Below are 25,209 nucleotides of genomic sequence, written 5' to 3' on the forward strand. Positions count from 1 at the left end.
CGTCGGCCTGAACTGGCTGTAGAGACCGATGGGCGACTCGAAAGTGCTGGTCGTAGGGGAAGACGGGGACGAAGTCGCCGGGTTCGAGACCGCGCTCACCGACGCGTCGGTCGTCTGTGACGCACCCGGGACGGTGACCGTTCGACTCTGTCGGACGGCCGTCGACTGTCTGGTCACGCCCCTGTCCCTCGATGGGGCGACCGGCGAGCGCGTCGCGACCGCCGCCCGCTGGCTCTATCCGGACCTCCCGGTCGTTCTCTACGGGACGGACGCCACGGAGGCGACCGTCGGGAGCGTGGTGGACGCCTCGCGACTCGACGACGCGGCGGTGGTTCGGGCAGTCGAGGCCGCGGTCGACTCTGAGACCACTGCGGCCCGCGATCCGTCGCGGGCCGAGACGATTCTCGCCTCGCTGTTCGAGTCGATTCCGGCCCACATGTTCGTCAAGGACCGCGAGGGCCGGCACGTCCTCTCGACCGACCACCTCGTCGACCCGGCAGAGCTGGTCGGCTACACCGATACAGAGCTCAACGACGACGAACCCGACGTGTTCCGGCAGGCGATATATCAGGACGACCGGCGCGTCATCGACCGCGGCGAGGTGCTCGAAAACGTCGAGGAGTACTCCCGGAAGTACGACGTCCACCTCCTGACGTCGAAGGTCCCCTGGCGCGACTCCGAGGGGGCAGTTACCGGGCTCGTCGGCCTCTGCCGGGAGATTACCGACCGGAAACGACGCGAACAGGCCCTCCGCGCGAGTAGCGAACGACACCGCCGGGTCGCGCTGAAGGCCGCCCACGAACTGCGCAACGAACTCCAGGTCGCGACCGGCAGACTGGAACTGGCCGACGCGGAGTCGTCGATGCTCTCCGAGGTCGAACGCTCACACGGGCGGCTTACCGAGATCGTCGACGACGTGGTCCGGCTCGCGGAGCAGGTCGAGACCGGCTCCGACCGGGACGAACTCCGGCTTTCGACCGTCGTCCGTGAGGTGTGGGAGACCACGGAGACCGGTTCGATGCGACTGACCATCGAGGCGGACGGCGTCTTCGTCGCCGAACCGGACTCGACGCGCCTGCTCGTGGAGACGGTCATCTCGAACGCGCTCGAACACGGGGGCGTGGACTGCCGGGTCACAGTCGGCCGAACCGGGACCGGCTTCTACCTGGCCGACGACGGCCCCGGTATCAGCGCCGAGCCGCCCGAACGCGTCTTCGAGGCCGGGTTCAGCGAGACGAGCGACAGCAGCGGCTTCGGTCTCTACATCGTCTACCGCATCGCCGACGACAACGGGTGGGAGGTCGTCGTCGGGGAGAGCGACGACGGCGGCGCGCGCTTCGACGTCGACGGCGTCCGCTTTATCGACTAGAGTTCGAACGTCTCGTCGCCCTCCAGGACGACGGCTTCGGCGTCGCTGCCGGTGGCTTTCACCTCGCGGACGAAGTCGTCGGTGTCGATTTCGATGACCGGCATCGTGTCGTAGTGCATCGGGAAGACGTAGTCGACGTCGAGCCAGTCGGCGGCGATGGCGGCCTGCATCGGCCCCATGGTGAAGTGGTCGCCGGCCGGCAGCGCCGCGGCGTCGGGTTCGAGATACGGCCCGATGACCTCGCGCATCTCGGTCATCAGCCCGGTGTCGCCGGCGTGGTAGAACGTCGTCGACTCCTCGTCGCTGACCTGCGTCGGCTTGGTGTCGGAGATGATATACCCCGCGGGCATCCCGCCGCTGTACTCGTAGTCGGTCTCAATCCCGTTGGTGTGGTCGGCCCGGTGCATCGTGACGAACGCGTCGCCCAGTTCGACCGTCCCGCCGAGGTTGAACCCGATTGTGTCGTCGGTGCCGTAGGTGTCCGCACAGTAGCCGACGACCTCCGGTGTGCCGACGACGGTCGCGTCCTGAAAGGCGCCCACGTCGCCGATGTGGTCGGCGTGGCCGTGGGTCAACAGGACGTAGTCGGGGTCCAGTTCCTCGGGGTCCGTGTCCGTCTTGGGGTTGCCGAAGAACGGGTCGATGAGAAGGTCGGTGTCGTCGACGGTGACAGCCCAGGTAGAGTGACCGTGCCAGGTAAGCTCCATGATTCGGGCGCTACTACACGGCGCTCCCACTTAACGGCTATACCAGCGGCGTTTTAGTCGAACATCGTGAGCGTCGTCGGCTTGCCCTGGGCGTAGCGAATCCAGCGTCGCATGTGTCGGTTCAGCGCCCAGAACAGCACCACGACCATCCCGACCAGCGCCGTGAGCAACACGACACCGAGCACGAGCGGGTCCTCCGCCGGCAGTCCGAACAGCGCGACAATCGTCGCGACGAGTGCCATCTCGAGCGCGGTACGGATTCCCGGGAGGACGAACCCCGGCGACGGGAGTGAGTCGCCCGACGTGTCCCTGGCCATACCCACCGTTCGCGAGCCGGCTACTTAGCGATTGTCGCCGTCCGTGGCTTTATTCACTCGCTTACCCTAGGGCGGGACATGGCTTCAGATGGGCTGTCACGCCGGCGGCTGCTGGCCGCGGTCGGCGTCGCGGCTGCGGGGACGGCGGGCTGTCAGTCGCTGCTGACCAGTTCGGACCAGTCCGGCGACGCGGCCGCGGACACGCCCCGAACACCCGAAACCACGGGCCCGCCACAGGGCAGCGCCGAGGGCAACGTCTACACCGACGTGTACGACGACGTGGCCGACGGCGTCGTCTCTATCCAGGTCTACTCGGGGGTCGGGCGGCCCGCCTCCGGCAGCGGCTTCCTCGTAGAGAACGGCTACATCGTCACCAACGAACACGTCGTCGACGCCGGCGACACCGTCTACGTCCGCTACGCCGGGACCGACTGGCGCGAGGTCTCCGTCGTCGGTACCGACGTCTACAGCGACCTCGCGGTCATCGAGGACGACGCGGTGCCCGACGCGACCGCCCCGCTGTCCTGGGCCGAGGTCACCCCGCCAATCGGCACTCGCGTCGTCGCCATCGGCAACCCGTTCGGGCTCTCTGGCTCCGTCTCCGAGGGTATCGTCAGCGGCGTCGACCGGACGCTCCGGGGCGAGAACGGGTTCTCCATCGCCGCGGGCATCCAGACCGACGCCGCGGTCAACCCGGGCAACAGCGGCGGCCCGCTGGTCGACTTAGACGGCGACGTGCTGGGCATCATCAACTCCGGCGGGGGCGACAACGTCGGCTTCGCTATCTCCGCGCAACTGGCCCGGCGAGTGATTCCCGCGCTGGTCGCCGACGGCTCCTACGACCACCCGTACATGGGCGTCGGCCTCTCGAACGTCTCCCCGCTCCTCGCAGCGGCGAACGACCTGGAACGGGCCGCTGGCGTCTACATCAACACCGTCGTGCCCGGCGGCCCCTCCGACGGCGTCCTCCGGGGCAGTACCGGGACGGAACGGGTCGACGGCGTCGAGGTCGGCACCGGCGGGGACGTCGTCCGCCGCCTCGACGACACGCCGACGCCGACCCGCCAGGACCTGGCCGCCTACCTCGCACTGGAGACCAGCCCCGGGGACACGATGACCGTCACCGTCCAGCGCGACGGAGCCACGCGAACGGTCGAACTCACGCTCGGGACGCGGCCCGTTCCGCCGTAGTGCGACGCCCCGGTGCGAGCCACCGCCGGCTCGGTGTCAGTTGAGCGCGAGAAAGCGGTAGTTCAGCACCGCGGCGAACGTCACCCAGAGCAGATAGGGGACCACCAGGAGCCCGGCCGGCCGCTCGATACGGCCGAACGCGACCGCTGTCGGCACGGCCAGCAGGAGCAGCCCGCCGATGACGCCCAGGGCCAGCGCGAGGTCCTGTGCGCGGAAGAACACCGGCGTCCAGGCGACGTTGAACGCCATCTGTGCGACGAACAGCCCCAGTGCGAGCCGCCGCCCGGGGTCGTCTGCCCGCCAGACGAGATACAGCGCGACCCCGAGCAGCGTGAACAGGAGTGGCCAGACGACGCCGAAGACCCACGGTGGCGGGTAGATAGCGGGTTTCGTGAGCGACTGAAACCACGCCGACCCGGGTCCACCGAGGGCGGCGGGCGCGCTGCCGACGAGGTTGACCAGCACGACTGCGGCGAGGACGCCGGGGAGGTCCTCGCGAGTCAACAGGCTCATGGGACACCTACGGCCGTCGCGGTGAAAATGTCAGCGCCTCACTCGAGCGGTTCGGCGGCGTCGCGCTCGACGAGCGGGTCGGCGTTGTCCGCCGGCAGCGTCACCACGTCGTCAGTCGAGAGGTCGTACTCGCGCTGGTCGACGCCGAATATCTCGCCAACGTCGTCGGTAATGCGGACGGTCTTGCGGTCGACGTCAGCCGTCTCGTGGTCCGACTCCGGCGGCGGCTCGCGGCCCTCGTCGACGGCCGACGGCGCCTCCCCGGCGGGTCGGTCCGTCGACTCCCCGCCCGCCGAGGGCGTCCCGGTCGGTTCACTCGGGACCGCCGGTGATTCGGGCGGAACCGAGTCAGCCGTCTGCGAGCCGGGGCCGTCCGGTGGCTCGGGTGCCGCCGGGTCCGCCGCGGGAGCGTCGTCCGGCGCCGACTGTGGCCCGGAGCCGTCGCCGCCGCCCATGATGTCGGCGGCGTCGACGCTCGGTTCGGCATCCGCCGGGGCGCCCGCCGGGTCCGGCCCGGAGGCGGCGTCGGTCTCGGGCGCAGCATCTCTCGGGGGCGTCGGGTCCGCGGGCGACTCGTCGGCGGGCGCCGTCGACCCGTCGTCGACCGCGCCCGTCGGCGCCTCGCCCGCGATGACGTCGAGGACGTGCGAGCGGTTCCCCTCGATGGCCTCGACCATCGTCTCGAAGAGGCTCCGCTCCTCCTGTGTCAGCCCGCCGTCCTCCGTCGGCATGTCGGCGGCCGCCAGCGACGCCATCTTCACTATCTTCCCGACGCGGCGCTCGTAGATGGCCTCGACCGTCTGTTCGGCCGTCTTGATGTCGTCGGTCAGCCGGTTGACCTCCGGGGCGTCGAAGGGGTCCTCGGCCCGCTCGGCGGCGCGTTCGCGCTCCTCGCGCAGTTGGGCGACGAACTTGCCGGCCTCCTCGTAAAAGGTCGGGCGCAACTGCTGGAGCTGGTCGGTCTGGCGCTCGCGTGACTGGACCGACTGGAGTTCGTCGAGTTTCATTCCTGTGCCTTCCGTGCCCGCCCGCGGGCCATGAGGAACACGCCCACGTGCTCTGGTACAGTCTGATTACCCGCCTCCACCGTAAAACTATCCCCGCCGTGTTCCTCCGTGTCCAGCTCGACCAGCCCGCCGTCGGTGACTTCGACGGCTATCTCGTGGCCCCGGAACGTCTCCGGGACGGCGTCGGCGAGCGGGTCGAAGTCGGCCAGTTCCCCGCGGTCGAGTCGCCTGACTTCCAGCCCGCTACCGCCGTGGAGGCTGCCCGGCAGCCGGATGAGCCGGTTGGTGTCGGTCGTCACCGGCTCGTCGATGGGCGCGTTGTCCGCGGCGACGACCTCCTGAGCGAGCACCTGTGCTATCTGGTACACCGCCGAGTGGACGTCGATGTTGCCCGCCTCGAGCTGGTCGTAGTTGGTCCGGGCGGCGTTGAGCGCCGCCGTGGCCTTCCCCTCGCCGATGCGGTCGTAGCGTTGCAGCGCCTCGATAGCGTCGGCCTCGTCCATCGCCAGCCACTCGTCGAACTGGTCGAGGACGTAGCGGTGCGCGCGGGCGCCCCAGCCGCCGTCCGTCGGCAGGGTCCGCTTCTCCGCCGGGCTGGACCGGCCCGCAGTGCCGGCGACGGTCTCGATTTCGACCAGTTCGTCGAACTCCAGCCCGATGCCACGGACGTAGTCGACGACTTCGCGCCGTGCCTCGCGTTCCAGCCCGCGAACCCGCTCGTCGCGGACGTGGACGTGATAGCCCCGCCCGCCCGAGAAGACGACCGTCGTCTCCTCGAAGCCGAAGTCGTCGTCGAGGAAGTCGAGCAGGCGCATGAGCGCGTCCTTGCACTTTGCGAGCATCTCCCCGTAGCTGTCCTCGCCCAGCACGACCGACGGGAGGTGGTCGGCGTCGAGGTCGAAGACGAGGTCGGAGTCGCGCCACCCCTTCTCGCCCATCGTCGAGGCGCTGGGGTCGTCGTACCGGCCCGCCGAGAAGTAGATGTGGCGGGGCTTCTTGCGCGCCAGGAAGTCCTCGACGTCGCCCAGGTCCAGCAAGGAGCGGTGGCGGACCATCGTCTCTCCGGGGCCCTCCGTCCACGGGATGAAGCCCCACTCGCGTTCGTTCGCGGCCGGCGGCGGCGTTATCGACGACCGTCGGTAGTGGTCACCGAAGCGACCGCGCAGGTACTCGCGGGTCCGCTCGTCCATCGGCTCTCTGGTTAGAGAGTACCGGTGAAAAGGGTTCTCGTCTCGGGGCTAGCAACAGCGTACTATCTGAGTGAAGAGAGCGGGAACGCTGTCGCCGGCGACACCGTACGCGCCGACAGCCAGAAAGCCCCGGCTGTCTGAACGAAGGCGGGCGAGCCCCCCGAGTGCCGACCGGGGCTTTCTGGCTGTAAGAAGACACTGCGATACTTCCAAAACCGACGACCGTTCCTAGCCCCGCAGGAACTTCGAGAGCTTCTCCGTGATGGAGTCGTCGCCGAGTTTCAGATAGAACGCGTCGCCGCCGTCCTCGTAGTAGTTGTCGATGCGCCGTCGAATCTCGAAGCCGATGTGACGATAGAACTCCAGGGCCTCCTCGTTGGTCGAGCGGGCGTGACAGGTGACCGAGCCGTAGTCCTCGCTGACGCGGGCGACGAGGCGCTTGCCGAAGCCGTGGCCGCGGTAGTCGGCGTCGACGGCGAGAAAGAGGATGTAGCCGTCCCGGCGGACGGCGGCGAAGCCGACGAGGGCGTCGGCCGCGCGGTCGATGTAGAGATAGACCGTCGACCGGCGGTAGGCGCTGCGGAAGAACCCGCGCCGCTGGCGGAGCACGCCCTCCGAGCGCCGGATGTCCTCCTTGAGCTGCCACGCTGCGTCGACGTACTCGTCGCTGCCACGGTCGACGACTTTCGTCTCGATGTTGACGCTCACTGGCGAGGAGATACGACAGGCGCGAACATAATACCACCGCCCGTCGTTCCGGCGAGTCGCTTTTAGGCGTGCCACCCCACCAGCGAACTATGGCTGACTCGTCGGGGAGTGAGCGGTCCGCGCCGACGGCCGTCAAGTCCACCTTCCGGCAGGCGTTTCTCAGCGGCGTCGCCCTGACCATCCCGCTGTTCGTCACGCTGCTGGTCGTCGGCTTCGTCGTCAACACGCTGTCGAACGTGCTCGACCCGGTGGTGGTGTTCGCCTTCGATCTCACGGGGTCCCAGCTCGAACCGTCGGAGACGCCGACGTACCTCGTGAAACTGGTCGCGGCGAGCGTGTTGCTGCTCGGTATCCTCGCAATCGGCCTCGTCGCCGAACAGCGTTCGGCCCCCGGCCGCTTCGAGTCGATGTTCGACGCCACGATGGAGCGCATCCCTGGCGTGGGCTCTATCTACACCAGTTTCGACGAGATGAGCCAGATGCTGCTCGACAGCGACACGCAGTCGTTCCAGGAGGTCGTCCTCGTCGAGCACCCGACGGCCGAGTCATACACCGTGGCCTTCGTCACCGCGTCCACGCCGCCGGAAATCGAGCGCGCGACCGACAGCGACGAGATGGTGACGCTGTTCATGCCGATGGCGCCGAACCCGGTGATGGGCGGCCACGTCGTCCACGTGCCCACCAGCCGCGTCTACGACGTCGACATGACCGTCGAGGAGGGGATACGCTCCATCGTCACCAGCGGGGTCGCCATCGGCGAGAGCGGGGTCGAGGTGCCACTCGGCGGGGCCGCGAGTACCGACCGTTCCTACCCGCCACAGACGGGGTACCACGCCGGCGGCGACCACCGCGAACCGACCCCGCGGACGGGGGCGACGGACCGGGCGTCCGCCTACAGGAACGACATCGACCCGGAACACGCCCGGACGCCGGACGCGGTCGCCGAGACCGACCGCGAGGAGCCGGTCGGAGACGCGGCCGACCACCACGAGGACCTGGAGCGGGCCGACGGGACCATCGGCGACGACACCGACCACCCGGCCGCGTTCGAACAGGACGAGGACATCCTGGGGTCGACCTCCGGGACGCCGTCGGACATCGAGTCGAGCCGAGAGGAACAGAATTAGGTAGCCAGCCCGCCTACGCCGGGATATGACCCGCCGTCCAGCTATCGCTTCGGTGCTGGCGTTCCTGGCCGCCGCCGTCAGCCGGCCGGTACAGGCTCACGTCGACTACGTGACTGACTCGGGCCCCGAGACGAGGGACGCACTGGCGTTCACCGTCCAGGTCCTCTCCGAGCCGTTCAACGCGGCGCTGTTCGTCGGTGCCGGACTGGCGGTCGTCCTCGGTGTCGCCGCCTATCTCTGGGTCCGCCCGACTATCACGGACATCGTCATCCTGCGCGAGAAGCTGGCGAGCTACGCCGACCTCGTCCCGTGGATGCTCAGGCTCTCCGTGGGGCTGCCCCTCATCGGCGCCGGCTTCCAGGGGTACCTGTTCGCCCCGACGGTGACGTTCAACGTCGGCGCGAACCCGTTTCTGCGGCTCCTCTTTATCGGCCTGGGCTTTTTGACGCTGTTCGGGCTCGCGACCCGAATCGTCGCGACCGTCGGCCTGCTGACCTACGCCTGGGCGCTGGTGACAACCCCGACCGTCTTCATCGCCATCGAGTACGTGCCCATCTTCCTGGCGCTGTTCGTCCTCGGTGGCGGGCGCCCGAGCGCAGACGACATGTTACAGGAGGTCGCCAGCACCGACGGCACCATCTACGGGCGCGTCGACCCGATTCATCACCTGAAGGCCTACCTGGACGAGCGGACGCGACCGCTGCGTGTGTACGTGCCGGTCATCCTCCGCGTCGGGATGGGCGCCGCCTTCGTCTACCTGGGCCTCGTCCAGAAGCTGGCCGAGCCCAGCAGCGGGCTGGCCGTCGTCGCGAAGTACAACCTGACTGCGGTCGTCCCGGTCGACCCCGGGCTCTGGGTCGTCGGCGCGGGCGTCACCGAGATAGCCGTCGGGCTCGCGCTCGTCGCCGGCTTCTTCACCCGCGGGTCGGCCGCCACCGCGTTCGTCCTGTTTACCCTGACGCTCTTTGGCCTGCCCGACGACCCGGTGCTCGCTCACGTCGCGCTGTTCGGGATGGTCTCGGCGGTGTTCACGCTCGGGGCCGGGCCGCTCTCGTTCGACCACTGGTTCGGTCGCCCCGCGGTCGGGGAAGGCGAGTCGGTGGTCCCGGCGGACTGATTCAGGCGCCGTCCCACCGGTCTAGCTGGGTCCGGTTACCGCTCTCGTTGTAGTAGACTGTGATTGTGTCACTGGAGCCGACGCGCTGGCCGTAGGCGTTCCCCTCGCCGAGCTGGATGATGTCGCCTTGCTCGACCAGGGCCGTCCGGTTCGTGTTCGCCAGCTCCGACCAGTTCGCTTTGGTCTCCCCCCTCGGGCCCTCGAACTCCAGGCGACCGGCCTGAATCGCGTCGCCGCGGCTGTGTGTGACCAGAAGCAGAGAACTCTCCTCCGCGTAGTCGTACGTGAAGTTCGCCTGTGGCACTCCACCGGGGTCGTCCTCGCTGACGACCAGCACGTTGAGGCCCACCACCGCGGTCACGACGACGGTCATCCCGACGAGCAGTCCGATGCCGATAGACTCGGACATCGCGCGGTCCCCGTCGAGGCTACGCGGTCCCATCGATACCCACTCGTGGGTACGTGACCATAAAGGCTGCTCGGCCGTCGAGCGTCGAGCGCGTCTCAGAGCGACAGTTCGCGTACGGAAACCCGGTCCCGGAGCTCGTCGAGCGCGTCGAACGCCGGGGGCGACGTCCCGGCCTGTCCGACAAGCAGCGTCGCCGCGGCGACGCCGGTCCGGAGCGCCGTCGCGTCGTCCTCGCCGTCGGCCCACGCCGCGAGCGCCCCCGACAGCAGCGCGTCGCCGGCCCCGACCGTGTCGACCACGTCCACGTCCAGCGCCGCGGCGTGCAGCGCCGTCGACGCCGTCGCCAGGACCACGCCGTCGGCGCCCAGCGACGCCAGCACGCGGTCGAACCCGTTCGCGCGGAACGACGCGGCGGCCCGGGCACACCCCTCGACGGTCGAGAGGCCGGCGTCGGTCGCCCGGGCCAGTTCCTCGCGGTTGGGCTTACACAGGCTGAATCGTTCGTCGAGCGCCCGGAGCGCGCCGCCGTCCATGTCGACGACGGTGTCCCAGTCGCCGGCCGCCGCGACGGCGTCGACCGCGTCGGTCGTCACGCCCGGCGGGAGGCTCCCGCTGACGACCACGGTGTCGGGCGCCCGCTCGCGGACGGTGTCGACGATGGCGGCGACCGTCTCCCCGTCGACCGGCGGCCCGTCGTGGTTGAGCTTGAACTCCGAGCCGTCGGCGACGGCGGTCGTGTTCAGCCGGGTGGTGCCGCCGGATTCGACGAAGGCCGTCGACACGCCCGCGTCGGTCAGCCGCTGGCGGATGAACTGCCCGGTGAACCCGCCCAGGACCCCGGTCGCCACGGCGTCCTCGCCCATCCCGGTGAGGAACTGCGCGACGTTGACCCCCTTCCCGGCGGCGTCGAAGCGGGCCGACTCCGCCCGCAACACCCGGTCGGCGACCATCGGCTCGTCGAACTGCAGCGTCTGGTCGACCGCCGGGTTGAACGTCACGGTGAGGAGCATCAGTCGCCCCCCGTGACGACGACGGTCGTCTCGGCGAAGGCGTCGGCGAGTTCCCCCGGGAGCGGCTCGTCGGTGACGAACAGGTCGACCGCGTCGGGCTCGGCGACGGTGACGAAGCTCCGCTCGCCGAACTTCGAGCTGTCGGCCACCAGCACGACGCGACGGGCGTTTGCCACCATCGCTCGCTTCACCGCCGCTTCCTCCTCGTCCGGGGTCGACAGCCCCGTGTCGGCCGTGACGCCGTTGGTCCCGAGAAAGAGCAGGTCGAAGTGGCGCTGGTCGAGAAAGGACTCCGCGGCCGGCCCGACGCAGGCGTGGCTGCGCGACCGGACGGTCCCGCCTGTCAGTTTCACGTCCACATCGGTGTCGGCCAGTTCCAGGGCCAGTTCAGGCATGTTCGTCACGCCGACGTAGCCGCCGTCGGGGGCCGCTCGGGCCACCTCCGTCGTGGTCGTCCCGGCGTCGAAACAGACGACGTGGCCGTCGCGTATCTCCTCGCTCGCGCGGGTCGCGATGGCTCTTTTCGCCTCCAGGCGGTCGACCTCGCGCTGGTCGTAGGACCGCTCGCGGCCCGCCGACGAGACGGGGACGGCGCCGCCGTGAGACCGTTCGATACGGCCCTCGGTCTCGAGGTCCTGGAGGTCCCGGCGGATGGTCGCTTTCGAGAAGTCGAGTTCCTCGGCCAGCGTCGCGACCGAACAGCCGTCCTGCTCGGTCACCAGCTTGACGATAGTGCGTTTGCGCTCGGCGGGGAGCATCTTCCCGTGTTTGGGCCGCGCTGGCCTTATCAGTTCCGTCCGTCTCTGTTCGTTTCTGCTCGAAGTGTCAATCGTCTCCGTCGTCGAACCCGCGAGGGCGGGCGGCCGACGGGGTTACAACTCGTCCACGATAGCGGCCGTGACCGCGTCGGTGCCGGCGTCGCCGCCCAGGTCGGGCGTCTTCGGCCCCGACGCCAGGACGGATTCGACGGCGGCACGCACCCGGTCGCCCTCTTCGTCGTAGCCCAGGTGGTCCAGCAGCATGGCCGCGGAGAGAATCATCGCGGACGGGTTCGCGACGCCCTCGCCGGCGATGTCGGGCGCGGAGCCGTGGACCGGTTCGAACAGGGCGTTCTCCTCGCCGATGTTCGCCGAGGGCAGCAGGCCCAGCCCGCCGACCAGCCCGGCGGCGAGGTCCGAGAGCACGTCACCGGCGAGGTTCGGGCAGATGATGACGTCGTACTCCTCGGGCCGCATGACCAGATGCATGGCCAGCGCGTCCATCAGCGCGGTGTCGTACGCCGCTCCCCGCTCGTCCCCGACGGCGCTCGCGGCCTCCAGGAAGACGCCGTCCGTCTCGCGCATCACGTTGGCCTTGTGCGCGATAGTCACGTCGTCGTAGCCGTTCTGTTTCGCGTAGCCGAAGCCGAACTCGGCTATCTCGCGGGAGGCGGCCTCGGTGACGACGCGAGTCAGCGTCGTCACGCCCTCGCTTATCTCGCTCTCGATGCCCGAGTAGACGCCCTCGGTGTTCTCGCGGATGAAGACGATGTCCGTGTCGGGCTGGACGGCGTCCAGGCCGGGATAGGAGCGGGCGGGCCGGACGTTGGCGAAGGAGCCGACGACGTCGCGCAGCGGGAGAATCACGTCGGCGGCCGTCTCGCCGGCCGCGCCAAAGAGCGTGGCGTCGGCGTCGGCCGCAATCGACCTGGTCTCCTGGGGCAGCGCCTCGCCGGTCTCGGCTTTCACCGCGTCACCGGCGCTGCCGCGGACGAACTCGAAATCGGCGGTGTCGATAGCCTGCAGCACCTCGACGGCGGCGGGCGTCACTGCCTGCCCGATACCGTCGCCGGGGATGACCGCAATCTCGTGTGTCATGTGCGCCGAGATGCGGCCGTCCGGTGAAAGTGGTTCGGTTCCGGGTCGCGGGCGTGTTTCCCAAGGGACAGTTCATCCCGACCTCGCCAACTTGACACCGATATCGTGTTCGACCAGCAGGAAGACCGCGAGGGCCGCTAACCCGAGGGCCGCGGGGTCGACCCCGCCCAGGCCGAGCGACGCGAGCAGGCCGCTGAACTGCCCGCCCTCGAAGGCGAGCAGGAGCCACACCGTCGCCCCGGCGGCCTCGACGACGCTGAACCCGGCCGTGCCGAGGTCGACGACCGAGTCGAACGGCCCGACCCTGCGTAACACGTTGTCCTCGACGGTGTGCTGGGGCACGAGCAACACCGCAAACAGGCCCCCGGCGAAGAGAATCCCGTCGACCCCGCCCAGTCGGTCCGCGACGCCGAGCCACAGCACCCACAGCAGCGCCTCCGAGACGCTCACCGCGAGCGCCTGTCTGTCCGGGAGTGCGTCGGCCGAGACACCGTTGACGGTCGCGTCCGTGAGGACGTGTTCGACGACGAGGCCCGAGGTGAGCACGCCAAGGCCGATGGCGGACGTGGCCGAGATGACCGGCGCGCTCTGAACGAGGGTCAGCCAGAGCCCGAGTGCGAGCGTCTCGACCAGCGTGAACCCGACCATAAGGAGTGTCTGCCCGGTCACGCGAACGCCCGCGAGAGCGGAGCGCTCGCCGGAATCGATGGTCGCCATACCCCAGCCTGAGAGTCGGTTCGGATAGTTAGTATCCGCCTATCGGACAGTAACCCGACGCTGTCTGTCCGCGGCCGCTACTGTGAGAGCCCCGGCGTCGAGGACACGCGATGGCGGTCCGCGCGCTCGCGGCGGGCCACACGCGCTCTCGATGTCGCACTGCGACCTCGCGTAGCCGTCTCCGTCTGGGAAGCAGTTGCGTAGGCCGCGGCCTCGCTGCTAATCGTCCGCTTCGATATCCGACCGCGTCTGGTCCAGATACGGGAGCCCCGCGGCCGTCTCCTCGATGGCGTTGCGGTTTGCCTTCATCAGGGCCGTCGTGTCCCAGATGCCCTCGACGAGGGCCTTCCGCTGGGCGTCGTCGACGGAGACGCTGATTTCGTTGCTGCCGTACCGGACCGTCTCCGCGGCCACGTCGACCTCGATGTCGCCGTCGGGGTGGTCGTCGACCCACTGCTGTAAGGCGTTGATGGTCTCGTGGTCGGCGGTCAGCGTCGGGATACCGAGCGCGAGGCAGTTGCCCGCGAAGATCTCGGCGAAGCCCTCGCCGATGATGGCGTCGATGCCCCAGCGCATCAGGGCCTGGGGCGCGTGCTCGCGGGAGGAGCCACAGCCGAAGTTGTTGTTGACGACCATGACGTTGGCGTCCTGGAACCGCTGCTCGTTGAACGGGTGCTCTTTCTCGTTGTCGTCGTCGTCGAAGCGCAGGTCGAAGAAGGCGAACTCGCCCAGGCCGTCGAAGGTAACGACCTTCATGAACCGCGCCGGGATAATCTGGTCCGTGTCGATGTCGTTGCCCCGGATGGGAACGCCGGTGCCCTCGACGTAGTCGACCTCCGGAATCTCTTCGGTCGGGTCGCTCACGCTACGGTCACCTCCCTGATGTCGCGCACGTCGGAGACGCTCCCGTTGATGGCCGCCGCGGCCACCATCCGGGGGTTCATCAGGACGGTGCGGCCGTCCTTGCTCCCCTGTCGGCCGACGAAGTTGCGGTTCGAGGAACTGGCACAGGCCTCGTCGCCCTCGAGTTGGTCCTCGTTCATGCCCAGACACATCGAACAGCCGGCGTTGCGCCACTCGAAGCCGGCTTCCTCGAAGATGTCTTTGAGCCCCTCTTCCTCGGCGGCCCGCTGGACGCGCTGGCTCCCGGGGACGACGAACGCGCGCACGCTGTCGTCGACCTGCCGGCCCTTCACGATGCGGGCGGCCCGGCGCAGGTCGGGCAGTCGGGCGTTGGTACACGAGCCCAGGAAGGCGACGTCGATATCGTACCCCTCCATGGACTGGCCGGGCTCGACGCGCATGTGCTTCTGGGCGCGTCGTGCGGTGTCCTGCTTGTCCTCGGGGAGGTCCTCCGGGGCCGGAATCGGGTCGTCGATGCCGATGCCCTGGCCGGGCGTGGTTCCCCACGTGACGACGGGGTCGAGTTCGCTGGCGTCGATTTCGACCACGTCGTCGTACTCGGCGTCGTCGTCGCTGCGGATGGACTCCCAGTAGGGCTTGAGCTCCTCGAACTTCTCGGGGTGTTCCTGGAAGTAGTCCGTCTGTTCGAGCCACTCGTAGGTGGTCTCGTCGGGGTTGACGTAGCCCGCGCGAGCGCCGCCCTCGATGGACATGTTACAGATGGACATCCGCCCCTCCATGTCGAGGTTCTCGATGGTCTCGCCCGCGTACTCGTAGACGTAGCCGACGCCGCCTTCAGTACCGAGACGGCGGATGATTTCGAGGATGATGTCCTTGGCCTCGACGCCCTCGTCGAGTTCGCCCGTGACTTCGATTTTGCGGACCTTCTGTTTCTCCATCGCGATGGTCTGGGTCGCCAGCACGTCCCGAATCTGGCTGGTCCCGATACCGAACGCCAGCGCGCCGAACGCGCCGTGAGTGGATGTGTGGCTGTCGCCACAGACGATGGTCTTGCCGGGCTGGGTGATACCCTGCTCCGGCCCGATGACGTGGACGATACCCTGGTCGCCCGTCGTGGGGTCCGAGAACTGGATGCCCGTCTCGCGGGCGTTCTCTTCCAGTTCGGCCATCATCCGCTCGGCCGCGTCGTCCGAGTAAGGCCGGTCCTGGTTCGCCGTCGGGACGATGTGGTCGACCGTGGCGTGGGTCAGGTCGGGGCGGGCGACCTCCAGACCGCGCTCCTGGAGCATGCCGAAGGCCTGCGGGCTGGTGACCTCGTGGATGAGGTGGAGCCCGACGAACAGCTGGTCCTGCCCGTTGGGCAGGGTCGTCACCTTGTGCTGGTCCCATACCTTGTCGTACAGCGTATTTTCGCTCATACTGTATCCGTCCGTCCTTCGGTGCCGCGCTCGTAGGCGCGGTCGACGCCTTCGTCCGCCGATTCGTGGTCGACGTCCGCCATCGTCTCGGTCGTCTCGTCGGCGTCCCGTCCCCCGTCCGCGGCCACCGCCGGGCCACGCGCGAACGCGGTGCCGAACGTGTCGTTCGTGTGTGGATGCGTGTGGTCCACGTCTTTCATCTGGTCGCTCATTGTCTCAGTCGTCCGCAGGTGCTTCCTCTTTCTGCTCGTCGCCCCACGAGAACAGGGCGCGCAGCTCCGCGCCGACCTGTTCTATCTCGTGGTCCTGTTCGGCCTGTCGGTACTGCTTGTAGCTCGGGCGGCCGGTCTGGTTCTCCGATATCCACTCGCGGGCGAACTCGCCTTTCTGTATCTCTTCGAGGATCGACTCCATGCCCTCGCGGTTGATGACTTCCTCACCGCGGGTCAGGCCGCCGTACTCGGCGGTGTCCGAGACCGAGTTCCACATCTCCATGTGGCCGCCCTCGTACATCAGGTCCACGATGAGTTTGAGCTCGTTCAGACACTCGAAGTAGGCCATCTCCGGGGAGTAGCCCGCGTCGACGAGCGTCTCGAAGCCGACCTTCACCATCTCGGTGACGCCGCCACAGAGGACGGCCTGCTCGCCGAAGAGGTCCGTCTCGACCTCCTCCTGGAACGTCGTCTCGATGACGCCCGCCCGCGTGCAGCCGATGGCCTTGGCGTAGGAGAGCGCGCCCTCCTTCGCGTCGCCGGTTGCGTCCTGGTAGACCGCGATGAGGCCGGGCGTGCCCTCGCCCCGGTCGTAGGTGCGGCGCACGAGGTGGCCGGGCGACTTGGGCGCGACCATCGTCACGTCGACGCCCTCCTGGGGCTCTATCTGGCCGTAGTGGATGTTGAACCCGTGGGCGAACTGCAGCGTGTCGCCGGGCTCCAGGCCGTCGCGGATGGCCTCGTAGACCGCGGGCTGGACGGTGTCAGGGACGAGCATGACGACCCGGTCGGCCTCAGCGGCCGCCACGTCCGGCGTCTCGACACGGAGGCCCGACGCCTCGGCGTCGCCGCGTGAGGACGAGTCCTCGCGGAGGCCGACGATGACGTCGACACCGGAGTCGTGGAGGTTCAGCGCGTGGGCGTGGCCCTGGGAGCCATAGCCCAGAACGGCCACTGTCTCGTCGGTTACGTGCGATACGTCGGCGTCGTCGTCGTAGTAGACTGTTGTGTCGAGTTCGTCAGTCATGTTTCTCCAGTGTCGCGGGACCTCGTTCCAGCGCGGCGGCCCCCGTCCGCACGACCTCCTGCACGTCGAACTGTTTGAACGCCTCGACGGCGGCGTCGATTTTCTGTTTGCTGCCCGTTATCTCGACGGTCACCGAGTCCGTGGAGGCGTCGACGGCCTGGCCGTCGTACATCTCCGCCACGGCGTTGACGTCGTCGGGTTTCTCCCCACCGACCTTGATGAGCGCGAGCTCCCGGCGGACCGACTCCGACTGGAGTTCGGTCACCTGAATGACAGGCACCAGCTTCCGCAGTTGCTTTTTCGCCTGGTCGATGCCGGGCTCGGGCTCCTCGATGAGGATGGTCATCCGGGCCGTATCCGAATCGACCGTCGGCCCGACGGTGAGACTTTCGATGTTGAACTGCCGGCGCGAGAAGAGGGCAGAGACCTCCGAGAGCACGCCGGGCTTGTGTTTGACGAGCGCCGACAGGACCGCCTGTCGGGGCTCGTGGGTCGCTTCCGCCTCGGGGTCGACGCGGATTCCCTGCTTGTTCCGCTTACCCGTCGGGTGCATCCGTTCCGGTGGCGCGGGACCGGGCATTCCGCCAGTCATTATAGCATCTCCAGGTGGTCTTCTTCCAGCGCGAACAGGCCGTTGTCACCGCCACTGGGGACCATCGGGAAGACGTTCTCCCCGGGGTCGATGTGGGCGTCGATGACGCTGGGCCCGTCGTACTCGCGTGCCGCTTCGATTGTCTCCTCGACGTCTTCCTGTGCCTCCAGCCGGAAGCCCCGAGCCCCGAAGGCCTCCGCGAGCTTGTCGAACTGCGGAATCCACGGGTACTCCGAGGCCATCCGGCGGCCCTCGTAGAAGCCGTCCTGCCACTGGCGGACCATCCCGACCGCCTCGTTGTTCAGGACGACGTAGGTGATATCGAGCTGTTCGCGGACCGCGACCGAGAGGCCCTGGACCGTCATCAGGAACGAGCCGTCGCCGTCGAAGCAGACGACTTCCTGGTCCGGGGCGGCGAGTTTCGCACCGATGGCGGCGGGGACGCCGTAGCCCATCGTCCCCAGCCCGTGCGAGGAGACCCAGGTGCGGGGCTCGGTGTACTCCCAGAACTGGGAGGCCCACATCTGGTGTTGCCCGACGCCGGTACAGACGATGGTGTCGTCGGGCGTCACGTCACTGAACTTCTCGACGACGTACTGCGGTTTCAGCGGCTCGTCGTCGGGCGTGTCGTAGGTCATCGGGTACTCCGATTTCCAGGTCTGGCACTGCTCGCGCCACTCGTCGGCGTCCGGGGCGCGTGGCATGGCGTCGAACAGCTGGCGCAGGACCTGCCGGGCGTCGCCGACGAGCGGGTAGTCCGCGTAGATGTTCTTCGATATCTCGGCTGGGTCGATGTCGACGTGGATGACCTCCGCGTCGGGGGCAAAGGAGTCGACGCCGCCGGTCAGGCGGTCGTCGAAGCGGGTGCCGATAGCCAGCAGGCAGTCCGTGTTCGAGATGGCCATGTTGGCGTAGCCGGTGCCGTGCATCCCGGCCCACTCCAGTGAGAGCTCGTGGTCCTCGGGGAAGCTCCCGATGCCGGGCATCGTGGTGATGACCGGTATCTCGTACTCGATGGCGAACTCCCGCAGCGCCGGCGAGGCGTCGGCCTTGATGACGCCGCCGCCCGAGAGGATAACGGGGCGGTCCGCGGCCGCGAGCGCCTCGGCGGCCTCCTGGACCGCTTCGTCGTCGGCTTCCTCCTGGACCTCGTAGGTGTCGGGGGTCTTCGGGGCGGCGGGCTCGACGTCCGTCTCGCCCTGCGTGACGTCCTTCGGGAGGTCCACGAGGGTAGGCCCCTGTCGGCCGGCGTCAGCGAGCGCGAACGCCTCGCCGACGTTGTCGCCGACGGTGTCCGAGTCGGCCGCGAAGTAGCTCTCCTTGGTGACCGGCTGGGTGATGCCCACCGTGTCGGTCTCCTGGAAGGCGTCGTTGCCGACGAACTCCGTGGGGACCTGGCCCGTCAGCGCAATCATCGGGTCCGAGTCCATGTTGGCGTCGGCGATGCCGGTGACGAGGTTCGTCGCACCGGGGCCGGAGGTGGCGAAACAGACGCCGGGGTTGCCCGAGACGATGCCGTAGGCGTCGGCGGCGTGGGAGGCCCCCTGCTCGTGGGCCATCGTCACGTGCTTGAGTTCGTCGGAGTCGTACAGCGCGTCGTAGACGGGCATGATAGCGCCGCCCTGGACGCCGAAGATGTACTCCGCGCCCGCGTTCTCCAGGGCCCGGACGACCGACTGGGCGCCGGTGGTGACGGGCGTCTGGTCGCCGTCGGCTGCCTGGTCGTCTGTGGTCTCCTCGTCGGCTGGCACTTTCGCGTGTTCGCTCATGCTCGTCCTCCTGTTCGATACGGCCGTCGTGTGGGTGCTGTGTGCATAGCTGGGGTGTCTGGTGGGTGGTGGATGGTCGGTACGGACTGCGACGGGAGTGGGTTGTGCGGGGCTAGAAGGCCCCTACAATACCTACGCCGCGAAGAAGGAGCGCGCCGCTGGCGGGGCGGTGAGCCGGACTGCCAGTACGCGCTGTCATCACGTCGATTCTCTGTCGGCGCTGGGTAATAAACGTTCTGTGATACGATTTGACGAACGGGTTCCACTGCGTCCGACAGTCCGCACGGCTGCTGGCGAGTCGCCGCGACCGAGACCGAGGTCATCGGCCTACGCCCGGACCTCCTCGCTCTCCTCGTCGACGCCGACCTCCTGGGCGAACCGTTCGAGTTCGCTCATGGTGACCTGCTGTTTCTCCGCGCCGAACTCCTTGACGCGGCGGGTCACCTCGCGGACCTCGGCGTCGGTCGGGGCGTAGCCCGCGTCGACCAGACGCTCCCGGACCGAGTGTGCGCCCGTGTGTTTACCAAGCACCAGCTCGCGCTCGGCGCCGACCATCTCGGGGGTCATGACGCCGGGCTCGAACGTGTCGGAGTTCTCGATGACGCCCGCGGCGTGGATGCCGCTCTCGTGGGAGAAGGCGTTGCGCCCGACGATTGGCTTGTTCGCCGGCACCGGGATGTCCGACTTCTCCTCTACCAGCCGCGACAGCTCCGTGATACGGGTCGTGTCGATGCCCGTGTTCACGTCGTAGAGCGATTCAAGCGCCATCACGACCTCCTCGTAGGCCGCGTTGCCCGCCCGCTCGCCGATGCCGTTGACCGACACCTGGGACTGGCTCGCGCCCGCCTCGAACCCGGAAATCGCGTTCGCCGAAGCGAACCCGAAGTCGTCGTGGGTGTGGACGTCGATAAACGCGTCCGTGTGCGAGTCCACGATTTCGATGAGGTCGTAGAACCGACGGGGCGTCGCGACCCCGCAGGTGTCGGGGATGTTGATCCAGTCCGCCCCCGCCTCGGAGGTCTCCTCGATGACTTCGATGAGGAAGTCCTCCGAGGTCCGGGTGGCGTCCATCGGCGAGAACATGCACTCGGCGCCCGCCTCTTTGATGCGCTCTACCGACTCGACGGCCGAGGCAAGCGCCTCCTGCCGGGTCGCGTGCATGGAGTCTTGTAACTGTACGTCGGACGTCGAGACGAAGGTGTGGACCATGTCCACACCCGAATCCAGGGCTGCCTCGATGTCCTTCTCGACCACGCGCGCCAGCCCGCACGTCGTCACGTGAGAGGCCTCGGCGATGTCGCGGACCGCCTCGAACTCCGCGTCGGAGTTGACGGGGAACCCGGCCTCGATGACGTGGGTGCCCATCTCGTCCAGCACGGCCGCTATCTCGCGTTTGTCCTCGTAGTTGAACGACGTGCGTGGTGACTGCTCACCGTCACGCAGCGTGGTGTCGAATATACGTGCGTCTGTTATCTCAGACGTGGAATCCAGTGTGCCCTGGAAGAACTCGATCCGCCGGAGATCCCGACGTGCCCTCGTTGTTGGACATAAGCAGGTGTTACTGGTCACTTCCGGTACTTATACTTGTTCATCGGACCGCCCTGAGACGGCCGGGTGGTAGTTATCGTGGCCGCGAGGTCCGAGGGTTCTGTCATCTGTCGCCGGGTAACATCCGATGTGGGTGGGACCGAAAGGGGCGGCGGCCTGCGGGAAGGCGGGCGAAGAAAGGACCGCAGGAGCGAACAAAGTGAGAGACGAGGACCGCAACGAGCCCCCCGACCGCAGGCCGTCGGGGCTCTCTGGCTGTTCTGGACAGGTCGTATTTCAGTTCACTCGTCCGGTCACTAGCACGCCAGGCGTCAGACGCGGGGGGTGGGTTTTTGCTGGTCGACCGCATGGACTCCCAGTATGAGTGATTTCGAGGGACTGGACTTACAGGCCGTGGAGGACCAGATGGCGGCCGACGAGGAGACCGGTGGAAGCCACCGGGTCGTCCTCGGCGTGCTGGACGGTACCACCGACGACGGGGAGTGGGTCGACGCCGTCGAGGACGGGCAGGTGCTGGTGCTGGACGTCGAGGGCGACCTCAACGCCCTCGCCTCGGGCTTCGCCCGGCCGGTCAAGGAGGCCGGCGGCGACCTGATGCACTTCCGGGGCTTTCTCATCGTGACGCCCGCGAACGTGACCATCGACAAGCGACGGCTGGAATCGAACTGACCGCACCCGGGGTTGGCCCCGGCCTCACCCGACCAGCGTCACGTAGTGCCCGTCGGGGTCGCGAATCCGGACGCCGTCCTCGACGGACGTGACCGCGAGCGCGTCGTCGGCGACCTCACGGGCGACGCCCCGGGGGTCCTCGGCAGCGACGCCGAAGTCCACGTGGACGCCGCCGCGAGCGTCTGCGATGCCCAGCCGTGGCGACCAGAGTTCGAGGTCGAACCCGCCCGTCGTGAGGCGGACCCGCCCCTCCCCGCGGCCGTCGTCGACGATGTCGAAGCCGAGGCGCCGGTAGAAGTCGACGGCCGCGTCGAGCTGTTCGACCTCCAGGACAAGCTCGAAGAGGTCGCTGACCCCGCCGCCGGCCTCCAGGGGCCGCTCGCCCAGTTCGACGCAGTTGCCCTCGGGGTCGTAGAAGTACAGCGACCGGGCGTCGCCGAAGGTGTGTTCGACGAGGTCGAAGCGCTCGCCGAGGCGGTCGTACCAGTCGTCGTACTCCCGTTCGGGAACGGTCAGGGCGTAGTGGGTGTGGAGGCCGCCGCGGGGGACGGAGCCGGGCGCCCGGAGCCGAATCGCCGTCTCGCCGGCCGCGAGCACGGTCTCGTCCGCCCGTTCCTCGACCACGTCGAGTTCGAGGAAGGCGTCGTAGAAGGCCGTGAGTCGGTCCGGGTACTTCACCTCCAGCGTGAGCCACTCGGGCGTCGAGAGCATACGCCCTGATACGGCGTCGACCGTGAAAACTGTCGGCCCGGCGGGGCCGTCGACACACTGGCTGCCCCGCTGGGCAACGCCGCACGGGTCGACCTCGACAGCGAGTCGCGCGGCGAAGCGACACCTGTTAGTTAGACCCTTTATCGTCGCCGAGTCCGAAATCGGGGTATGCCAATGAAAGGAAGCGGTGCGGCGTCGGACTGGGCCGAGACCAACCGCTGGGACCGGGGGGCAAGCTGGATCGCCTACCCCGAGGAGGGGATGCAGCGGGCGAGCCACGTCCTCGGCACGGACGCCGGCGCCATCGTCGTCGACCCGGTCGACGGCGAGGGCATCGACGACCTCTTTGCTGACTTCGGCGAGGTGGCCGGCGTCATCGTCCTCCTGAACCGCCACAAGCGCGACTCGGCGGCGGTAGCCAACCGCCACGAGGTGCCGGTCTACGTGCCCGAGGCCCTCGCCGGCATCGAGGACGAGATAGACGCGCCCACCGAGCGGGTCCACCGACAGATTCCCGGCACCGACTACGGGATTCACGAGCTGACGAGCAACGCCGTCTGGCAGGAGGTGGCGCTGTACGGCGACGAGGACGATACCCTCGTCGTCCCGGAAGCCGTCGGAACGGCCGACTACTTCCTGGCCGCCGGGGAACGGCTCGGCGTCCATCCGATGCTGCGGCTGACACCGCCGACGAAACTGAACCGCCTGTCGCCCGAGCGCCTGCTCGTGGGCCACGGCCACGGCATCATGGACGACGCGAGCGGGGCGCTGGCCGACGCGCTCCGCGGCTCTCGCGGCCGGATGCCGGGTCTGTACGTCAAGAACCTGAAGTCGTTCGTGATGGGGTAGCCGACGAAAGGGGGTCGTCGCTCCCGCCGACGGGATTATACGGACACCGCCCGAATTTCCGGTGTGGTGTACGTTACACGCGGGCTCGTCGAGACGTTGCTGCGGCTGGCTCGGGAAGCCGAGCCGAACGACGTGACCATCTCGCTGGCGGTCACCCGGGCAGCGGAGTTGCCCGACGCCGACCTCGACCCGGAGACGCCGGTGTTTACGGACTTCTATCTCCCGTCGGCCGGCGGCTCGGTCAACGCCGTCTTCGGGATGGACCTCGGGACGCCCGCCGGCCAGACCCAGGGCCGCTTCGTCTCCCACCCCGACGGCTACATGGGCGTCAGCAAGCTCGACGACCTCCACGAGGTCATCTTCGTCGCGATTCCGCCCTGGGACACCGACAGCTTCGGCGCGTTCGACCGGTCGGGCCGGAAACGCGAGGTCGAGATTCTGGACGTCGAACCGCCCGAGGAGTCCCTGGCGTAGCGAGTCCCCCGGCGCAGCTATTCGAGGTAGCCGAGGTCCCGCAACTGGTCGGTGATGTCCTGGAACTGCGCCTCGGTCAGTTCGCCCTCCCGCTGGTGTTCGACGACGATGCTGCGCAGCAGAAAGCGAACGAGGTCCGACGTACTGGAGAAACTGGTCCCCTCGATGGTCTCCTCGACGCGCTCGGCGAGGTCTTTCGGTATCGAGACCGTGGTGTAATCGGCCATATCTGAGCCTTGCTACGGGGCCGGAAAACGATTGTGACCCGCTGCCGTCAGGTTCGCGGTCAGCGGGGCTGGTCCGCCTCGGTGTCGAACTGACCGGCGGTCGCCGTGCTGGTCGGCGAGAACTGCAGCGGCGCGCCGTCGGTCGCGGAACGGCTGCCAAAGTCGGGTGTCGGATACGATTCGTCGTCGGTCGGGGTCGTTATCTGGGTTGTCATCCGGGGGGTCGTGTCGGGTCGCAGCGGTGGTCTGTGGTGGGTTCCTCGGGCCGGGGCGAGCGAAGTACGCGTACAGGCATGCTGTACCACCTGCTTTCTCCCCATATATAATAAAAGTTCATGGTTTATTTGCGGAGTTGTCATGGACTGCCACGGCCGCTTCGGTTCCGTCAGACGACCAGGCGCTCGTCGTACTCCGTGAGGTTCTCGTAGCCGTCCTCGGTCACGACGGCGATGTCCTCGATTCGAACGCCGCCCACCTCGGGGTCGTACAGCCCCGGTTCGATGGTGACGACGTGGCCGGGTTCGAGCTCGCCGCCGCCGGGCGAGAGCCGCGGGAGCTCGTGGACGTCCAGCCCGACGCCGTGGCCCGTCGAGTGGATGAAGCCCGTCTCGGCGCGGTCGTCGCTGCGCAGCGTCGGGAGGCCGGCGTCCTCGTAGACGTCACAGACGGCGTCGTGGACGGCCTCGCCCGTGGCGCCGGGTTCCAGCGCGTCGAAGGCGGCCCGTTTCGCCCGCTCGGTCAGGTCGTACCACTCCCGGACCGTCTCGCTGGGCTCGCCCACGCAGAACGTCCGGGTCATGTCGGCGTGGTACTTCGTCGCCTTGTCGCGGGGGAAGATGTCGATTATAATCGGCTCCCCGGCGGAAAGCGGCCCGCTGCCGCGGTCGTGCGGGTCGGCGGCGTCGGCCCCGCAGGCGACGATGGTCTCGTCGAGCGAACAGCCGTGACGCAGCAGTGTCACCTCTATCTCCTCTTTGACGCGCTCGCTGGTCAGGGCCTCGCCGTCGTGTGTCAGGTGGCCGTCGTCGGCCACGTCCGCAGCCGCCAGCAACTCCGCTGCCGCGCCCATCGCCGCCTCGTTGGCCCGCTGGGCGGCCCGGACGTGGTCGATTTCCTCGTCGGTCTTGGTCGCGCGAATCTCCGTAATCGTCCCGTCGGTGTCGGCCGTCACCTCGACACCCAGCGCCCGGATTCGGTCGGCGGTCCGCAGCGGGAACCGCGGCGGGACCGCGACGCTGTCGACGCCGTAGGAGTCGAGAAAGCGCGCGAGGACGCGCGAGACGGCGGCGTCCGGTCCGTGTTCCTCGACGAGTTCGCCGTGGTCGAAGTCGACGTACCGCTGGACCGTCTCGGCGCGGGACTCGCGCTTGGCCCGGCCAAACTCCAGGCTCCGCGGGAAGAGCAGGTGCGTCTCGCCGTCGTACAGCGTCACGAAGGGGTCGGGCGCGTCGAACCCGGAGAGGTAGTACTGGTCCGAGTCCGTCGAGTCCGCGTCGATGAGGTAGCCGTCCGTCTCCGTCTCGTCGAGAAAGGCGTCGAGTTTCGCGAAGTCGGGCATACCACGCTGTCGGAGCGGCGACGGCAAAGGGCTACCGACGAGAGGGAACACTG

The 25,209-nt window shown here is 68.2% G+C and carries 29 protein-coding genes; 7 read left to right on the forward strand and 22 right to left on the reverse strand.

What is annotated here, in order from left to right:
- Positions 1–28: 28 nt before the first annotated feature.
- Complete coding sequence (locus tag NDI86_RS18935) at positions 29–1,369, forward strand: sensor histidine kinase (protein WP_310901902.1); 1,341 nt, start codon at positions 29–31, stop codon at positions 1,367–1,369.
- Here NDI86_RS18935 and NDI86_RS18940 read toward each other — a convergent pair.
- Positions 1,366–2,076: a metal-dependent hydrolase gene (locus tag NDI86_RS18940; RefSeq protein ID WP_310901903.1), complete on the reverse strand. Its 711-nt coding sequence runs from the start codon at positions 2,074–2,076 to the stop codon at positions 1,366–1,368. The two genes, NDI86_RS18935 and NDI86_RS18940, sit on opposite strands and share 4 nt — an antisense overlap.
- Positions 2,077–2,129: 53 nt before the next feature.
- The gene (locus NDI86_RS18945; RefSeq protein ID WP_310901904.1) at positions 2,130–2,393 is read right to left on the reverse strand and encodes a hypothetical protein; all 264 of its coding nucleotides are present in this window, start codon (positions 2,391–2,393) and stop codon (positions 2,130–2,132) included.
- Positions 2,394–2,471: 78 nt separating this feature from the next.
- Here NDI86_RS18945 and NDI86_RS18950 point away from each other — a divergent pair, with 78 nt between their 5' ends.
- A complete protein-coding gene (locus NDI86_RS18950; RefSeq protein ID WP_310901905.1) occupies positions 2,472–3,584 on the forward strand; it encodes a S1C family serine protease in 1,113 nt (370 codons plus the stop codon).
- A gap of 36 nt (positions 3,585–3,620) precedes the next feature.
- Here NDI86_RS18950 and NDI86_RS18955 read toward each other — a convergent pair whose 3' ends face one another.
- The 4 genes from NDI86_RS18955 to NDI86_RS18970 all read right to left on the reverse strand — a co-directional run bounded on the left by NDI86_RS18955 (position 3,621) and on the right by NDI86_RS18970 (position 7,002).
- Complete coding sequence (locus NDI86_RS18955) at positions 3,621–4,097, reverse strand: TspO/MBR family protein (RefSeq protein ID WP_310901906.1); 477 nt, start codon at positions 4,095–4,097, stop codon at positions 3,621–3,623.
- Between the two features lie 38 nt (positions 4,098–4,135).
- Complete coding sequence (locus NDI86_RS18960) at positions 4,136–5,104, reverse strand: hypothetical protein (protein ID WP_310901907.1); 969 nt, start codon at positions 5,102–5,104, stop codon at positions 4,136–4,138.
- Positions 5,101–6,294, reverse strand: a complete 1,194-nt coding sequence (gene priS / locus NDI86_RS18965; protein WP_310901908.1) for a DNA primase small subunit PriS — start codon at positions 6,292–6,294, stop codon at positions 5,101–5,103. Before priS ends, NDI86_RS18960 begins: the two co-directional genes overlap by 4 nt.
- A 228-nt stretch (positions 6,295–6,522) precedes the next feature.
- Positions 6,523–7,002: a GNAT family N-acetyltransferase gene (locus tag NDI86_RS18970; RefSeq protein WP_310901909.1), complete on the reverse strand. Its 480-nt coding sequence runs from the start codon at positions 7,000–7,002 to the stop codon at positions 6,523–6,525.
- An 89-nt stretch (positions 7,003–7,091) separates the two neighbouring features.
- On the opposite strand from NDI86_RS18970, the gene NDI86_RS18975 reads away from it, so the two are divergent.
- Together NDI86_RS18975 and NDI86_RS18980 are read left to right on the forward strand one after the other, a co-directional pair.
- Complete coding sequence (locus NDI86_RS18975; protein ID WP_310901910.1) at positions 7,092–8,129, forward strand: DUF502 domain-containing protein; 1,038 nt, start codon at positions 7,092–7,094, stop codon at positions 8,127–8,129.
- Positions 8,130–8,154: 25 nt separating this feature from the next.
- Positions 8,155–9,246, forward strand: coding sequence for a DoxX family protein (locus tag NDI86_RS18980; protein ID WP_310901911.1), 1,092 nt, complete (start codon positions 8,155–8,157; stop codon positions 9,244–9,246).
- 1 nt (position 9,247) lies between these two features.
- Here the strand turns inward: NDI86_RS18980 and NDI86_RS18985 are convergent, their stop codons facing one another.
- The 12 genes from NDI86_RS18985 to NDI86_RS19040 all read right to left on the reverse strand — a co-directional run bounded on the left by NDI86_RS18985 (position 9,248) and on the right by NDI86_RS19040 (position 20,689).
- Positions 9,248–9,688, reverse strand: coding sequence for a type IV pilin N-terminal domain-containing protein (locus NDI86_RS18985; RefSeq protein WP_310901912.1), 441 nt, complete (start codon positions 9,686–9,688; stop codon positions 9,248–9,250).
- A gap of 62 nt (positions 9,689–9,750) precedes the next feature.
- Positions 9,751–10,665, reverse strand: a complete 915-nt coding sequence (gene pfkB, locus NDI86_RS18990) for a 1-phosphofructokinase (RefSeq protein ID WP_310901913.1) — start codon at positions 10,663–10,665, stop codon at positions 9,751–9,753.
- On the reverse strand, positions 10,665–11,423 hold the full coding sequence (glpR, locus tag NDI86_RS18995; RefSeq protein WP_310901914.1) for an HTH-type transcriptional regulator GlpR: 759 nt from the start codon (positions 11,421–11,423) through the stop codon (positions 10,665–10,667). The genes pfkB and glpR overlap by 1 nt, the downstream gene beginning before the upstream one ends.
- A gap of 114 nt (positions 11,424–11,537) precedes the next feature.
- Positions 11,538–12,521: an isocitrate/isopropylmalate family dehydrogenase gene (locus NDI86_RS19000; protein WP_310901915.1), complete on the reverse strand. Its 984-nt coding sequence runs from the start codon at positions 12,519–12,521 to the stop codon at positions 11,538–11,540.
- 72 nt (positions 12,522–12,593) lie between these two features.
- Entirely contained in the window at positions 12,594–13,238 is a 645-nt protein-coding gene (locus NDI86_RS19005) for a hypothetical protein (protein WP_310901916.1), read from the reverse strand.
- A gap of 219 nt (positions 13,239–13,457) precedes the next feature.
- Positions 13,458–14,102, reverse strand: coding sequence for a 3-isopropylmalate dehydratase small subunit (leuD, locus tag NDI86_RS19010; RefSeq protein ID WP_310901917.1), 645 nt, complete (start codon positions 14,100–14,102; stop codon positions 13,458–13,460).
- Entirely contained in the window at positions 14,099–15,520 is a 1,422-nt protein-coding gene (gene leuC, locus NDI86_RS19015) for a 3-isopropylmalate dehydratase large subunit (RefSeq protein WP_310901918.1), read from the reverse strand. The genes leuD and leuC overlap by 4 nt, the downstream gene beginning before the upstream one ends.
- On the reverse strand, positions 15,517–15,732 hold the full coding sequence (locus NDI86_RS19020) for a DUF7989 family protein (protein ID WP_310901919.1): 216 nt from the start codon (positions 15,730–15,732) through the stop codon (positions 15,517–15,519). The genes leuC and NDI86_RS19020 overlap by 4 nt, the downstream gene beginning before the upstream one ends.
- A gap of 4 nt (positions 15,733–15,736) precedes the next feature.
- A complete protein-coding gene (gene ilvC, locus NDI86_RS19025) occupies positions 15,737–16,759 on the reverse strand; it encodes a ketol-acid reductoisomerase (RefSeq protein WP_310901920.1) in 1,023 nt (340 codons plus the stop codon).
- On the reverse strand, positions 16,752–17,339 hold the full coding sequence (ilvN, locus tag NDI86_RS19030) for an acetolactate synthase small subunit (RefSeq protein ID WP_310902001.1): 588 nt from the start codon (positions 17,337–17,339) through the stop codon (positions 16,752–16,754). The genes ilvC and ilvN overlap by 8 nt, the downstream gene beginning before the upstream one ends.
- A gap of 11 nt (positions 17,340–17,350) precedes the next feature.
- Positions 17,351–19,120, reverse strand: a complete 1,770-nt coding sequence (gene ilvB, locus NDI86_RS19035) for a biosynthetic-type acetolactate synthase large subunit (protein WP_310901921.1) — start codon at positions 19,118–19,120, stop codon at positions 17,351–17,353.
- Positions 19,121–19,447: 327 nt separating this feature from the next.
- On the reverse strand, positions 19,448–20,689 hold the full coding sequence (locus NDI86_RS19040) for a LeuA family protein (RefSeq protein ID WP_310901922.1): 1,242 nt from the start codon (positions 20,687–20,689) through the stop codon (positions 19,448–19,450).
- A 339-nt stretch (positions 20,690–21,028) separates the two neighbouring features.
- On the opposite strand from NDI86_RS19040, the gene NDI86_RS19045 reads away from it, so the two are divergent.
- Positions 21,029–21,337: a DUF5779 family protein gene (locus NDI86_RS19045; RefSeq protein ID WP_310901923.1), complete on the forward strand. Its 309-nt coding sequence runs from the start codon at positions 21,029–21,031 to the stop codon at positions 21,335–21,337.
- Between the two features lie 24 nt (positions 21,338–21,361).
- Here NDI86_RS19045 and NDI86_RS19050 read toward each other — a convergent pair whose 3' ends face one another.
- The gene (locus NDI86_RS19050) at positions 21,362–22,048 is read right to left on the reverse strand and encodes a VOC family protein (protein ID WP_310901924.1); all 687 of its coding nucleotides are present in this window, start codon (positions 22,046–22,048) and stop codon (positions 21,362–21,364) included.
- A 168-nt stretch (positions 22,049–22,216) separates the two neighbouring features.
- On the opposite strand from NDI86_RS19050, the gene NDI86_RS19055 reads away from it, so the two are divergent.
- Together NDI86_RS19055 and NDI86_RS19060 are read left to right on the forward strand one after the other, a co-directional pair.
- Positions 22,217–22,897 carry a hypothetical protein gene (locus NDI86_RS19055; protein WP_310901925.1) on the forward strand — a complete coding sequence of 227 codons (681 nt, stop codon included), beginning with the start codon at positions 22,217–22,219 and terminating at the stop codon, positions 22,895–22,897.
- A gap of 63 nt (positions 22,898–22,960) precedes the next feature.
- A complete protein-coding gene (locus NDI86_RS19060) occupies positions 22,961–23,371 on the forward strand; it encodes a JAB/MPN domain protein-containing protein (protein WP_310901926.1) in 411 nt (136 codons plus the stop codon).
- A 17-nt stretch (positions 23,372–23,388) separates the two neighbouring features.
- Here the strand turns inward: NDI86_RS19060 and NDI86_RS19065 are convergent, their stop codons facing one another.
- From NDI86_RS19065 to NDI86_RS19075, 3 genes are all read right to left on the reverse strand, one after another.
- Entirely contained in the window at positions 23,389–23,598 is a 210-nt protein-coding gene (locus NDI86_RS19065; RefSeq protein ID WP_004593281.1) for a ribbon-helix-helix domain-containing protein, read from the reverse strand.
- Between the two features lie 59 nt (positions 23,599–23,657).
- Positions 23,658–23,813, reverse strand: a complete 156-nt coding sequence (locus NDI86_RS19070) for a hypothetical protein (RefSeq protein WP_310901927.1) — start codon at positions 23,811–23,813, stop codon at positions 23,658–23,660.
- Positions 23,814–23,983: 170 nt separating this feature from the next.
- Complete coding sequence (locus NDI86_RS19075) at positions 23,984–25,156, reverse strand: M24 family metallopeptidase (protein ID WP_310901928.1); 1,173 nt, start codon at positions 25,154–25,156, stop codon at positions 23,984–23,986.
- Positions 25,157–25,209 lie beyond the last annotated feature (53 nt).

Source organism: Haloarcula onubensis, from assembly GCF_031624605.1.
GTDB classification, from domain to species: domain Archaea; phylum Halobacteriota; class Halobacteria; order Halobacteriales; family Haloarculaceae; genus Haloarcula; species Haloarcula onubensis.